Source organism: Dactylosporangium sp. NPDC049742, assembly GCF_040674675.1.
Lineage (GTDB): Bacteria > Actinomycetota > Actinomycetes > Mycobacteriales > Micromonosporaceae > Dactylosporangium > Dactylosporangium maewongense.
Map to the genome: position 1 here is coordinate 96478 of NZ_JBFANF010000030.1, position 12887 is coordinate 109364.

12 protein-coding genes are annotated in these 12887 nt (G+C 71.3%); 7 read left to right on the forward strand and 5 right to left on the reverse strand.

Going from position 1 to position 12887, the window contains the following annotated elements; translation table 11 throughout:
• Positions 1-71: 71 nt before the first annotated feature.
• Genes AB0J72_RS31745 through AB0J72_RS31755 form a run of 3 tightly spaced genes read right to left on the reverse strand, consistent with a single transcriptional unit; the run spans position 72 to position 2381 of the window.
• The gene (locus AB0J72_RS31745; RefSeq protein ID WP_363404979.1) at positions 72-848 is read right to left on the reverse strand and encodes a MerR family transcriptional regulator; all 777 of its coding nucleotides are present in this window, start codon (positions 846-848) and stop codon (positions 72-74) included.
• Positions 849-855: 7 nt separating this feature from the next.
• Positions 856-1617: an ABC transporter permease gene (locus tag AB0J72_RS31750; RefSeq protein ID WP_363404981.1), complete on the reverse strand. Its 762-nt coding sequence runs from the start codon at positions 1615-1617 to the stop codon at positions 856-858.
• Entirely contained in the window at positions 1614-2381 is a 768-nt protein-coding gene (locus AB0J72_RS31755; protein ID WP_363404983.1) for an ATP-binding cassette domain-containing protein, read from the reverse strand. Before AB0J72_RS31755 ends, AB0J72_RS31750 begins: the two co-directional genes overlap by 4 nt.
• Before the next feature lie 323 nt (positions 2382-2704).
• On the opposite strand from AB0J72_RS31755, the gene AB0J72_RS31760 reads away from it, so the two are divergent.
• The 4 genes from AB0J72_RS31760 (at position 2705) to AB0J72_RS31775 (ending at position 5834) form a co-directional block, all read left to right on the forward strand.
• On the forward strand, positions 2705-3382 hold the full coding sequence (locus AB0J72_RS31760; protein WP_363404985.1) for a response regulator: 678 nt from the start codon (positions 2705-2707) through the stop codon (positions 3380-3382).
• Positions 3383-3482: 100 nt separating this feature from the next.
• Positions 3483-3857: an Lrp/AsnC ligand binding domain-containing protein gene (locus tag AB0J72_RS31765; RefSeq protein WP_363404987.1), complete on the forward strand. Its 375-nt coding sequence runs from the start codon at positions 3483-3485 to the stop codon at positions 3855-3857.
• Positions 3854-5185 carry a diaminopimelate decarboxylase gene (locus AB0J72_RS31770; protein ID WP_363404989.1) on the forward strand — a complete coding sequence of 444 codons (1332 nt, stop codon included), beginning with the start codon at positions 3854-3856 and terminating at the stop codon, positions 5183-5185. The genes AB0J72_RS31765 and AB0J72_RS31770 overlap by 4 nt, the downstream gene beginning before the upstream one ends.
• A gap of 109 nt (positions 5186-5294) precedes the next feature.
• Positions 5295-5834, forward strand: a complete 540-nt coding sequence (locus tag AB0J72_RS31775; protein WP_363404991.1) for a hypothetical protein — start codon at positions 5295-5297, stop codon at positions 5832-5834.
• 9 nt (positions 5835-5843) lie between these two features.
• Here the strand turns inward: AB0J72_RS31775 and AB0J72_RS31780 are convergent, their stop codons facing one another.
• The gene (locus tag AB0J72_RS31780; protein ID WP_363404993.1) at positions 5844-6518 is read right to left on the reverse strand and encodes a response regulator; all 675 of its coding nucleotides are present in this window, start codon (positions 6516-6518) and stop codon (positions 5844-5846) included.
• 272 nt (positions 6519-6790) lie between these two features.
• Between AB0J72_RS31780 and AB0J72_RS31785 the strand changes: the two genes are divergently transcribed.
• Both AB0J72_RS31785 and AB0J72_RS31790 read left to right on the forward strand, forming a co-directional pair.
• A complete protein-coding gene (locus AB0J72_RS31785; RefSeq protein WP_363404995.1) occupies positions 6791-8737 on the forward strand; it encodes an amino acid permease in 1947 nt (648 codons plus the stop codon).
• Positions 8738-8851: 114 nt separating this feature from the next.
• Positions 8852-9583 (forward strand): phosphotransferase, encoded by a 732-nt coding sequence (locus AB0J72_RS31790; protein WP_363404997.1) that lies wholly within the window; start codon positions 8852-8854, stop codon positions 9581-9583.
• A 73-nt stretch (positions 9584-9656) separates the two neighbouring features.
• Here AB0J72_RS31790 and AB0J72_RS31795 read toward each other — a convergent pair whose 3' ends face one another.
• Positions 9657-10586 carry an aminoglycoside phosphotransferase family protein gene (locus AB0J72_RS31795; protein ID WP_363404999.1) on the reverse strand — a complete coding sequence of 310 codons (930 nt, stop codon included), beginning with the start codon at positions 10584-10586 and terminating at the stop codon, positions 9657-9659.
• Between the two features lie 407 nt (positions 10587-10993).
• Between AB0J72_RS31795 and AB0J72_RS31800 the strand changes: the two genes are divergently transcribed.
• Positions 10994-12871, forward strand: coding sequence for a DUF4118 domain-containing protein (locus AB0J72_RS31800; RefSeq protein WP_363405001.1), 1878 nt, complete (start codon positions 10994-10996; stop codon positions 12869-12871).
• Positions 12872-12887 lie beyond the last annotated feature (16 nt).

Consider the following 12887-nt stretch of genomic DNA (forward strand, 5'->3'; position numbering starts at 1 on the left):
CTGGTGGGGTGTCGCAGCCGGTCCCGGCCGTGAAGGGTCCGAGCCGGAGCCGTGGGCGGCGGGCCGCCGCGTCAAGAGTCCGGCGCCGCCAGGCGTTCCAGCCGGGTCCAGCGAGCCCAGCCACGCTCCCGCATCAGGTCCAGCAGCAGTTGCACGCGCGGTTCGGACTCGAGAGCGAGCGCGTCCAGCAGGTCGAACGGTAGGTCGTCGGCGGCCTCCTCGTCGAGGATCTCGTGGGCGGCATACCCCTGCTCGGCCAGGTCGGCCAGAATGTCCGCGACCTCGTGCAGGCGCGGGTCCTCGACGGCGTCGCTGTCCAGGAGCTCCGACGCGAGGTGGTAGAGCCGCACGACGCGTGGGTCGGCGAGCTGCGCGATCTTCGCGGGCATCCATTCGCGGACGCGGTCGGGCCAGCGGGCCGCCATCAGGATCCAGGCGTCCCGTTCGGTCTGCACCAGCCGCGGCGAAACGCCCATCTCCCGGAGCCGCTGGAGGTAGGCGGCGACCTCCGGTGGCAGCGCAAGACTGTCGCCGGCGGTGAGTCGCGCGATCTGCTTGCGGCTGCTCTTGAGGCGTTCGATCTCGTGGCGCAGGTTGCCGTCGATCCTCCGGACTGCCTCGGCGAACGCCGGCGCGTCGGCCTCGAGCAGCTGACCGATCTGTGCGAGGGGCACGCCGGCGTCGGCGAGGGTGCGGATCTTGATGAGGGCGACGACGGCGGTGGCGCCGTACTGCCGGTAGCCCGAGGCGTCCCGGGCCGGCTCGGGCAGGAGTCCGATCTGGTGGTAGTGCCGCACGGCCCGCACCGTGACGCCGGCGTACGCCGCCAGTTGGCTGATCGTCAGCATGACCGGCTCAGGAGATCCTGCGCCGGTAGGACATGTTGGCGAAGATGTAGGCGACGACGAGAATGGCGACGCACCAGCCGAGGGCGATCCAGATGTCGGTGCCCACCGGCTGCTGGGTGTAGAGGTCGCGGATCGCGTCGACGATGGACGTCACGGGCTGGTGCTCGGCGAATGCCCGGACCGGGCCGGGCATGGTCTCGGTGGGCACGAAGGCCGAGCTGATGAACGGCAGGAAGATGAGCGGGTAGGAGAACGCGCTCGCGCCCTCGATGGAGCTCGCGGTGAGGCCGGGAATGACGGCGATCCAGGTCAGCGCCAGCGTGAACAGGACCAGGATGCCGAGGACCGCGAGCCACCCCAGGACGCCCGCGCCGGAGCGGAAGCCCATGAGCAGGGCGACGAGGACGACGACCACGACCGAGATCAGATTGGCGACGAGCGAGGTCAGCACGTGCGCCCACAGCACGGAGGACCGCGCGATGGGCATCGACTGGAACCGTTCGAAGATGCCGCCCTGCATGTCCAGGAACAGCCGGTACGCCGTGTAGGAGATGCCCGAGGCGATCGTGATGAGCAGGATGCCGGGCAGCAGGTAGTTCACGTACGAGCCGGTGCCGGTCTGGATGGCGCCGCCGAAGACGTACACGAACAGCAGCATGAACGCGATCGGCATCGCCAGCGTCGTGATGATGGTGTCCGGGCTGCGCAGGATGTGCCGCAGCGACCGGCCCAGCAGGACCGCGGTGTCGCCGACGAAGTGCTTGCTCATCGTTGTCCTCCGGTGAGGGTGAGGAAGACGTCCTCCAGGCTGGGCTGCTTCTCGACGTACTCGACCTTGGCGGGCGGCAGGAGCTTCTTGAGCTCCTCGAGGGTGCCGTTGACGATGATCCTGCCCTCGTGGAGGATCGCGATCCGATCGGCGAGCTGCTCGGCCTCGTTGAGGTACTGGGTCGTGAGCAGCACGGTCGTGCCGCCCGCGGCGAGGGCCTTGACGGCCTGCCACACCTCGATGCGCGCCTCGGGGTCGAGTCCGGTGGTCGGCTCGTCGAGGAAGATGACCGGCGGGCTGCCGATGAGGCTCATCGCGATGTCGAGGCGGCGGCGCATGCCTCCGGAGTAGGTCCCGGCCCTGCGGCCGCCGGCGTCGGTGAGCGAGAAGCGGCGCAGCAGGTCGTCCGCGATCGCGCGAGGGTCCTTGAGGTGCCTGAGCTTCGCGACCAGGACGAGGTTCTCCCGGCCGCTGAGGATCTCGTCGACGGCCGCGAACTGGCCGGTGAGGCTGATCGACTCGCGGACGTCGCCGGCCTGGGTGACGACGTCGAAGCCGTTGACCGTGGCCGTGCCCGCGTCTGCCTTGAGGAGCGTGGACAGGATCTTCACGACCGTGGTCTTGCCGGCGCCGTTCGAGCCGAGCAGGGCGAAGATGCTGCCCTTCGCCACGTCGAGGTCCACCCCACGCAGCACGCGGAGCTCCTTGAACGACTTCTCCAAACCCTGCACGTGAATCGCGGGTTCCGGAACGTGGGTGTTCATGACGGGAGTATGGAGGGTTGACCCAGCGTCAGGGTCAAGCGTTCAGGGCACATTCGATGCTCGTCTCCATCAGAACCGGATGCCGAGCCGGGCGGCGGCGTTAAGAAGGCGTCAAGGTCCGGGTGATGGGCGTGTGGATTTCATCAACGCACCTGGGCACGGCAGGCAGCCGGGGTTTCACTTCGGATGCGGCCGGACGTCGGCCGCGACGTGGCAGCAAGCGCGCACCGCCGCCCACCGTCCTCCGACGAGCACGCCGACCCGGCCCTGCCGCAACGGCTCGACGAGCTTCACCACGACCACAGCACAGCGGAAGGCACCGGATGACCCGCGTTCTCATCGTCGACGACGAGCCACAGATCCTGCGCGCCCTACGGATCAACCTGCAGGCGCGCCACTACGACGTCGTCTCCGCCGCCGACGGTACCCAGGCGATCGCCGCCGTCGAGGCGGAACACCCCGACGTCGTCGTGCTCGACCTGGGCCTGCCCGACGTCGACGGCGTCCAGGTCATCCGGGCCCTGCGCGCGTGGACGCCGGTGCCCGTCATCGTGCTGTCCGGCCGCCGCAGCAGCACCGACAAGATCGACGCCCTCGACGCCGGCGCCGACGACTACGTCACCAAACCGTTCGACATCGGCGAGCTCCTCGCCCGGCTCCGCGCCATCACCCGCCGCCACGGCACCGCCGACGAACCGGCCCAGGTCCGCATCGGCCCGTACACCGTCGACCTGACCGACCTCGACGCCCGCCGCGACGACGGCGAACGCCAGCACCTGACCCGCACCGAATGGCGGTTGCTGGAACGGCTCGCCCGCAATCCCGGCCGGCTCATCGGCCATCGCGAACTGCTCCAGCACGTGTGGGGACCCACCTACGTCAACGAGGTCCACTACCTGCGCCAGTTCGTCGCCGAGCTGCGCCGCAAACTCGAGGACGACCCCGCCCGGCCCCGGCATCTGCTCACCGAACCGGGTATGGGGTACCGCTTCCAGCCCTGACCGTCCCCCGCGCGGATGGGCGTCCGGGAAACGTCAAGGCGCGTAGGGATTGCATATGGAGGCCTTGGCGCACCTGACCTGCACTGCCAGCGTGGACGGCATGACCACGCACGAACTTCTGCAAGCGTTGGTGTTCGTCCGGCTCGCCGACCCGACCCCGGTCCCGTTCGAGCGGTTCCTCAGCGGCACCGACGGCGTCGTCGCCGCCTGGCACGTCATCGGCGACGTCGACCTCGCCGTCCAGGTGCACTGCCCCGACCTGGTCGCCCTCGACCGGCTGCTCACCCGCATGCGGACCGAGGGCGGCGCGGTCAGCACGACAACCCACCTCGTCGTCCGGCAGGCGGACCTGGCCCCGGCGCCGGACCTGCACTGCCCGCGGCTGCCGTGGCACCCGGCCGGGACCGCCGTCACGTTCCAGGCTCCGCAGTCCGCGACCCGCCGCCACCGCTCGCTGCGGAGGGCCGGGCGATGACCCTGGTCGAGATCATCCCGTCGCTGCGGGCGTCGCTGCCGCCGGCACTGAACGGCGACGTCTGGCCGGCCGGCGCGCGCTGGGCCGACCATGGCGACCTCGTCGTCGGCGGTGTCAGCCTGACCGGGCTCGCCACCGCACACGGCGCACCGGCCTACGTCATCGACGAGACCGACGTGCGGCTGCGCTGCCGGCAGTACCTCGCCGCCTTCGGCGCCGAGCGGGTCGCCTACACCGCCAAGGCACTGCTCAGCGTCGGTGTCGCGCGGTGGATCGCCGACGAGGGGCTGAACCTGTACGTCGGTTCCGCCGGTGAGCTCCGGGTCGCGCAGGCGGCCGGCTTCCCCATGGACCGGGTCGTGCTGTACGGCAGCGCGAAAACCCCGGAGGACCTCGACTCCGCCTACACCGCCGGGGTCGGCACGATCGTCGTGGAGTCCCTGTCGGAGATCACCCGGCTCGCCGCGACCGCACCCGCCGGGCAGCGGGTCCTGTTGCGGGTGCTCGCCGGGCCGGAGCCCGCCGGCCTTTCCGACAACCGGTTCGGGCCGAGGATCGGCACCGGCGAGGCCGAGGCCGCGGTCGCCCGCATCGCCGGTCAGCCATCGTTACGGCTCGTCGGGTACGACTGCTCGGTCGGGCATCAGGTCAGCCGTTTCAGCGTGTACGAACGGGAAGTACGCCGCATCGTCGAGTTCTGCGCCGCCATGCACGCCCGCCACGGCGCCGCCGTGACCCAGGTCAACCTTGGCGGCGGACACGCGGTCGTCTACTCCGGCGCCGACCTCGGCTTCGCCCTCGACGCGTTCGCGGGCCGCATCCGCGCGGTCCTGCACCTCGAACTCGACCGGCACCGGATCGCCGAGCCGGCGCTGACCGTGTCACCGGGCCGTGCCATCGTGTCCCGCGCCGGGCTCACCCTGTACCGCATCATGTCGGTGATCCGGGGGCAGGACGGCCGTCGTGTCGTCGCCGTCGACGGCGGCATGACCGACTGCCCGGTCGCGGCGTTGTGCGGCGGCGCCCACACCGCCGCGCTCATCGGCCGCGCCAGCCGCGCCGACCTGGCACCGGCGACCGTCGTCGGACGGCACAACGACATCGACGACGTTGTCGTGCCCACCTTGGTCCTGCCTGCCGACGTGCACCCCGGCGATCTCCTCGCGGTCGCCGGCACCGGCGCCTACCACCACTCCCGGGCCTGCAACTACCACCTCGTGGGCCGGCCGCCGCTGATCGGCGTCGCCGGCGGGCACGCCCGCACCCTGGTCCGCCGCGAGTCGCTCGCCGACCTGCTGTCCCGTGACGCCGACCACTGCGGAGCGTGACGTGCCGACCGGGGAAGGTCACGGATCCGCTCCAGCACTGCTCGGCAGCTGGACGACCATCACGCTGCGGCTGGAGCCCACCGGCCGGCCGCGGCCGGTGGGCTGAGCCGTGCAGGTCGTCGTCGCCGGCGGCACGCTCGTCCTGCTGCTGCTCGTCTGGGTCGGCGCGCGGTTGTGCCGCCTCCACGCGCCCCGACTGCCGGGTGTCCGGCTCGACGAGGCGGCGGCGTGCTACGTCGACGAGGCGGCGTCCGACGGCCGGCTGACCCTCATCGCGCGGGAACCCGGCGGGCTCCCGGTCGCGGCGCCGCCGGATGCCGGGTCACCGCTGGTGTTCGAGGTCGCACTTCCACGGGACGCCGGGCGCGCCGCCGTGCTCATCGTCACCGGGCAGCGCCGCGACGGGCAGACGGTGCTGCGGACGGAGTCCTGGGACGTCGCCGACGCCGTCGCCGCGGTGCTGCTCCATCTGCGGGACCGGACCGGTTTGCCGCCCGGTGTGCGGTTCGGCTGGCCGGAGCGGCATCCGCTCACGCAGTGGGTCCGGTTCGTGCTGCTCGGCTCCGGCCAGACCGTGCTGCTCACCCGGCACCTGCTGCACGAGGCGGAGCCGGATCCGGGCAGACGACCGTCCGTGCACGTCGACTGAGCCCGCCGGTCAAAGGTCCAGCCGATACCCGATCCCCGGCTGGGTGATGAGGTGCCGCGGCCGGGCAGGGTCCTGCTCGAGCTTGCGGCGCAGGTTGGCGAAGTGCACACGCAGGTAGTTCGTCTCCGTCTCGTACCGCGGTCCCCACACCTCACGCAGCAGCTGCCGGTGCTCGACGAGCTTGCCGGCGTGACGGGCAAGGATCTCCAGCAGGTGCCATTCGGTCGGGGTGATCCGGACGTCCCCGGCCGGGCCGGACGCCCGCTTCGCGGACAGGTCGACGGTGCACGCCCCGATGGTGATCACCGCCGTCTCGACGGTGGGTGTTCCGCGCCGCAGCGCGGCCCGGATCCGCGCGAGGAGCTCGTTGACGCCGAACGGTTTGGTGACGTAGTCGTCGGCGCCGGCATCGAGGGCAGCGACCTTGGCCGCCTCCGAATGCCGCGCCGACAGCACGATGATCGGAACCTGGCTCCAGCCACGCAGCCCTTCGACGACCTGGATGCCGTCGACGTCGGGCAGACCCAGGTCGATTATCGCCAGGTCCGGCGAGTGATGACCGGCAACGGCCAGGCCGTCGGCGCCGTCGGTGGCCGTCTGCACCTCGTAGCCGCGGGAGGTGAAGTTGATCCGCAGCGCAAGCAGCAACGGCTCGTCGTCGTCGACGATCAGGATCCGGGTCACGGCTCACCCTCTCCGCCGCGGCACCGGCGGCAACTGCTGGATCCGGGACTCTCCCTCATCGCCGCGGGCCGGGCGCCGCGGCGTCGGGCGACCTGATCGAGACCCGGCCTCCCGTTCCGAGCAGTGTCCTACAACCGGGTAGAGCACCTTCCCTCAGGTTCGCACATCCGCTCATGCGGATCTTGACGCGTTCTTAACGCCCTCGATGTGAGCCAACCGATCGGCGCCGGGTGAGGATGGACCGGCAAGCGTGCGCAGCGAAGGGGATCGTCGTGGGGCAGCCGGCACAACAGCACATGTTCCGGCGTCGGCTCCGCGGATGGCTACTACAGGATCTCAACGCCGAGCACTCCGGCGGCCCGCACGCGAAACCGGGCACCGCGCATCAGCGGCCGTGGTGGCAGGTGATGTGCCTGACCGGCCTGGACTACTTCTCCACCCTGGGCTACCAGCCGGGCATCGCCGCACTCGCCGCCGGCGCCGTCTCACCTCTGGCCACGCTCATCCTGGTGCTGCTGACGCTCCTCGGCGCGCTGCCGGTCTACCGGCGGGTGGCCAGGGAAAGCCCGCACGGGCAGGGCTCCATCGCCATGCTGGAGCGGATCCTGCCCCGCTGGACGGGCAAGCTGTTCGTCCTGGCGCTGCTGGGCTTCGCCGCCACCGACTTCATCATCACGATCACCCTGTCGGCCGCCGATGCGACCGCGCACGTGCTGGAGAACCCGTACCTGCCGGAGAGCCTGCACGGCGAGCAGGTCATCGTGACACTGATCCTGATCGCCCTGCTCGGCGCCGTGTTCCTGCGCGGCTTCAAAGAGGCGATCGGGATCGCGGTCGGGATCGTCGTGGTGTACCTGACGCTGAACGCCGTCGTCGTCGCGGTGGCTCTGCAGCACGTCGCGGCCCACCCACACGTGGTAGCCGACTGGCGGGCGCTGCTGAGCACCGAACACCCCGACGCCTTCGGCATCGCCCTGGTCGCCCTGCTCGTGTTCCCCAAGCTCGCGCTCGGCCTCTCCGGGTTCGAGACCGGCGTCGCGGTGATGCCACTGATCAAGGGTGACCCCGGCGACGACCCGGCGGAACCCCGCGGACGGATCCGCGGCGCACACCGGCTCCTGACGACCGCCGCCGTGATCATGAGCGTGTTCCTGGTCGCCAGCAGCTTCGTCACCACGCTGCTCATCCCACAGCCCGAGTTCGAGGAGGGCGGCAAGGCGTACGGCCGGGCCCTGGCATATCTGGCCCACTCGTACCTCGGCAACGCATTCGGCACCGTGTACGACGTCAGCACCGTGCTCATCCTGTGGTTCGCCGGTGCCTCCGCCATGGCCGGACTGTTGAACCTGGTGCCGCAGTACCTGCCCCGCTACGGCATGGCACCGAAGTGGACCCGGGCGGTCCGGCCGCTGGTCGTCGTGTTCACCCTGATCGCGTTCCTCATCACCGTCATCTTCGCTGCCGATGTGAACGCGCAGGGCGGCGCCTACGCCACCGGCGTCCTCGTCCTGATCACCTCCGCGGCGGTCGCGGTGACCATGTCGGCCCGCCGCCGCGGCCACCGCAAGACGACGATCGCGTTCACCGTCGTCACGGCCGTCTTCGCGTACACCACCGTGGACAACGTCATCGAACGACCGGACGGCGTCAAGATCGCGTCGCTGTTCATCCTCGCGATCGTGGCCACCTCGCTGCTGTCGCGCATCCTGCGCGTCACCGAGCTGCGGGTCACCGAGGTCCGTCTCGACCCGCTCGCGCAGCGCTTCGTCGACGAGGCCGCGGAGGAAGGCGAGATCCGCATCATCGCCAACGAGCCCGACGCCCGCGACGAGGCCGAGTACCGGGACAAGGAATTCGAGCAACGCAAGCACAACCACATCCCGGCCCGCTGCTGGCCGCTGTTCCTCGAAGTGACCGTCGCCGACCCGTCCGACTTCGAGGCCGCGCTGCACGTGACCGGCGAGGAACGCTTCGGCTACCGCATCCTGAAGATGAACAGTCCCACCATCGCCAACGCGATCGCCGCCCTGCTGCTGCACCTGCGCGACGACACCGGCGACCTGCCCCACATCTACTTCAACTGGACCGAGGGCAACCCGGTCGTGTACCTGCTGCGCTACCTCTTCCTCGGTGACGGCGAGATCGCCCCGGTCACCCGCGAGGTCCTGCGCGAGGCGGAACGCGACCCGGAGCGCCGCCCTCTGGTCCACGTCGGCTGATCCTGCACAGGTGGTCGCCCGCCCCATCGTCGCCGGCGCCGAGGCCGGCGGCCTGACGCCGTTCGGCCTCGGTCGGACCCGAACAGTGATGCCGGAAACTGTAAAGTGTGGCGAATGGGGTGGGAGGCGCTCGGGCAGTGGGGTGACGACGTCGCCCGCATCGAGCGGCTCGCCGGTGGTGTCGCCAACGACGTGTGGAGCGTGCGCGTCAACGGGCAGCTCGCGGTCGGCCGTCTCGGCCGCCGCAGCGACGCCGATCTCGCGTGGGAGACCGGGCTGCTCCAGCACCTCGACCGTGAAGGTCTGACCGTGCCGGTGCCGATCCCGACCACGGACGGCCGGCTGTTCGCCGATGGTCTGGTCGTGATGACCTACCTGGAAGGCGGACCGCCCGAGACGCAGGCCGACTGGCGTCGCGTGGCCGGCGCGCTCCGCGAGCTGCACCGGTTGACGCGGGGCTGGCCGCAGCGCCCGGGTTGGCGATCCTCGACCGACCTCCTGCACGCCGAGACCGGGACGAAGGTCGACCTCGGCGCGATGCCGCCGGAGGGCGTGGCCCGCTGCCGGGCGGCGTGGGCGCGGCTCGCCGGACGCCAGACCTGCGTCGTGCACGGCGACCCCAACCCCCGCAACGTCCGCATGACCGCCGACCAGGTCGCGCTGATCGACTGGGACGAGGCGCACGTCGACGTCCCCGACCTCGACCTCGCGCTGCCCGACAACGCCGCCGGCCTCGACGACGGCGCGTACGACATCGCCACCCAAGCCTCCGCAGCATGGGAGGCCGCCGTCTGCTGGGACGACGACTACTCGATCAAGCGGCTCGCCGAAGTCCGAGCGGTCTGACAACGCGGCGATCAGGCCTCGGCCGTGGCGGGCAGCCTGACAGCACACCCCTGCAGCGGCAACCCGGCCTCGGTCACGGGGACCTGAGCAGCTCCTGCAGTTGCGGAAGCCGGCCGAACAGGTCGGGGAGGCCGCGCACGCCGTTGCGCGCGGACTCGTGCGACAGCGCGAGCTCGGGGCCGGTGCCCGCCTCGACACCGGCGAGGCAGCGCAGGATGTTCCACCTCGTGTGCCCGAGCCAGCCACCGATCATGAACACGAACCAGCTCGGACCCCACGGCGGCAGCGCTCCGCCGCCTGCGACGTAGCCGTCGAGGACCGCACGGAAGACGGCGGGCTGAATGCCGTCGAAGCCGGGCCCCTTCGCGATGCTCAGCGCGGTCGAGCCGAGCTCGCTGGACAGGTCGAGCATCCCCGAAAGCTCCCAGTCGAGCACCACCGGCCGGTCCTCGTGGGCGAGCAGGTTCCACGGCTGGATGTCCCGGTGGGTCAGCACGACGGGGCCCGGCCGCTCGCAGGTGTCGACGAAGCGGGCGATCGCGAGGAACGTCTCGACCCGGGAGGCGAGTTCGCCGGCCCACGGCTGTCCGGTCGCCGTCGCCCGCTCGGCGAGCTCGGGCCAGTCCCGTGCCACCGGCTCCTCGGTCGGGACGTCGGTCCACGCGACGTCGAGCGCGTGGATGCGCGCGAGGATCTCACCGATCTCGAACGCGTACGCCGCCGGCACCGGCGCTTCGGGGATCTTCTCGCCCTCGGCCCACCGGTGGACGAGCGTGTCGTGACCCGCCGAGATCGGCTCCGGCATCGGGATGCCGGCGGCGAACGCCGCCCGCTCGAACCTGAACACGTCCTCGACGCGGTACGCCGAGCGGCGGTCGGCGAGGTTCAACTCCTTCACCGCGAACGACCCCTGGTCGGTGTCGAGCCGGTACATCCGGTTGGCGAACCCGCCGTGGACACGGATCATCGGACCGATCGGCGCGCCGAGACGTGAAAGATCCATCCCACGCACTCTAGAACTGGCAGTTCGTCGATGCACCCGCTTTGCCCCGGGTGTGCCGCGGTGGCGTGGGCTGCCCGGTTGGAGGTGACCGTGCGGCGCACCCCGGGGGGCGTGGGCTGCGCCGCATGGCCACGTGCTGATTCGCCGAGGGGGGTTGGCGAACCGGTGCAAGCACAATCGAGCTGACTGTACAGCCGCCCTGAATGGTTGACCAGATGGTCACGCCACCTGTGCGAGCGACCGGCACCGCACGCCGGTGAACAGGGGTGATTCAGGGGGTGAGCCGCGGCGCCCGGACCGTCACCGGGGCGAACGTCCGGTGCGTGCCCGCCCTACGATCGAATGGTTGCCTCCGCTCGACCGGTTCCGTCCGATCCGACACACGGGACCGTTGGAGAAGGGGACCGATGATGCAGGCACGCTTGGCGGCGTGGCTGGTACGGCTGGGTCCGCCGCCCCTCGCCGCAGGGATCGCGGTCGGCGTCGGGTTCATCGTCGTGGAGACGCTGTTGGTCTACCCGCTCCGGCACCTCGCCGCCGTGGAGGCCGTCGCCATCGTCTATCTGCCCGGTGTGCTCGTCGTCTCCACGGTGTGGGGCCTGTGGCTGGGCGTGGCGATGGCGATCGTCAGCACACTCGCGTTCGACTTCTTCTACACCCCGCCGTTCTGGCATTTCGAGACGGAGGACTGGCGGGACTGGCTCGGGCTCTCCGTGTACCTCATGGTGGCCGGGGTCGCCAGCTCGGTGGCCCAGCTGGCCCGCTCGGGGGCGATCGAGACCATCAAGCGGCGCCGGGAGAGCGACGCGGTCGCCGAGCTGACCCGGCTCATCCTCGGCGCCGACGACGTGCGAGCGGTCCTACCGGAGGCCGCCGCCCGGATCGCGGAGGCCATGCGCCTGCCGTACGCGGCGATCGAGCTCGACACCGTCCCGCCGCACGAGGGCCGGGTGCAGCTGCCGCTGCAACCGGGCGCGCTCGTCGTGTCCGCGGATGTGCCGGACCGGGTCATGGGTCGGCTGCGCGACGGTGTGGTGCCCGGGCTGGCGACCGTGTTACGGGCCGGCAGGTCGCTGCAGGCGAGCCGGACGGAACTGCAGGCACTGCTCACGCAACAGGCGGCGCTGCGGCGGGTGGCGGAGCTCGTGGCCCACGGCGTCGCTCCCGCCAAGCTGGTCGCCGCGGTCGCCGCCGAGGCGGCGGAGCTGTTCAACGCCGACGCCGTCCGGGTGCTGCGCCGGGAAGGCATCAGCACGGTGAGCGTCGTCGCCGAGTGGAGCCGAAGGCCGGGAGTCCAGCTGCTGCTGGGCAAGCGGCTCGACGCCTCCGGCGGGGTCGCGGACCTGGTGCTGCGCGACGCCCGTCCGGCTCGCCTGGATTCCTACCAGGACACCAACGGCCTGGTCGTCGACATCGCCCGCACCGAGGGCTTCCGCGCCTCCGTCGGCGCACCGATCATCGTCGACGGCCAGGTCTGGGGTGTCCTCATCGGCCACTGGGGCCAGGGCCCGCCGCCGTCCGGCACCGAGCACGAGCTCGCCCAGTTCACCGACCTCGTCGCGACCGCGATCGCCAACACCGAGAGCCGCACGGAGCTCACCGCGTCGCGGGTCCGGCTCGTCTTCGCCGCGGACGACGCCCGCCGCGGCATCGAACGCGAACTCCACGACCACGTGCAGCAGCGGCTCATCTCGCTCGGGCTCGAACTGCGCGTCGCCGAGGCGCTGATCCCCGAGGAGCTCGGCGAGCTGCGGTCCCGGCTGTCGGACACCACCGCGGGACTGAACGGCGCCTTCGAGGCCCTCCAGCGGATCGTCCGCGGCATCCATCCGTCGCTGCTCTCCCAGGGCGGGCTCGTCCCCGCGGTCAAGGCGCTCGCCCGCCGCTGCCCGGTCCCGGTGACGGTCCGCAGCGGGCCGCAGCGCCGCCTGCCCGACTTCGTCGAGGTTGCCGCCTACCACGTGGTCTCCGAGGCGCTCGCCGACTCCGCCGAGCACCCTGGCACCTCGGCGATCGAGATCGAGGTCGGCATCGTCACCGAGGATCCGGCGACGGGCACGGCCGTCCAGGGCGAGGTCCTCACCGTGACCATCCGCGACGACGGTGCCGGCCGCCCCGACCCGGGTCCGGGCCTGGCCGGCGTGCGCGACCGCGTCGAGGCACTCGGCGGCACGCTGACGCTGACCAGCCCCGCCCACCGCGGCACGACGGTCCACGCGCGGCTGCCCATGGGCGGCCACGACCGCCAGAACTCGGAGGCCGACTGGTCGTTCGGTGGCACCTGAAGCGGCAGGCACCCCG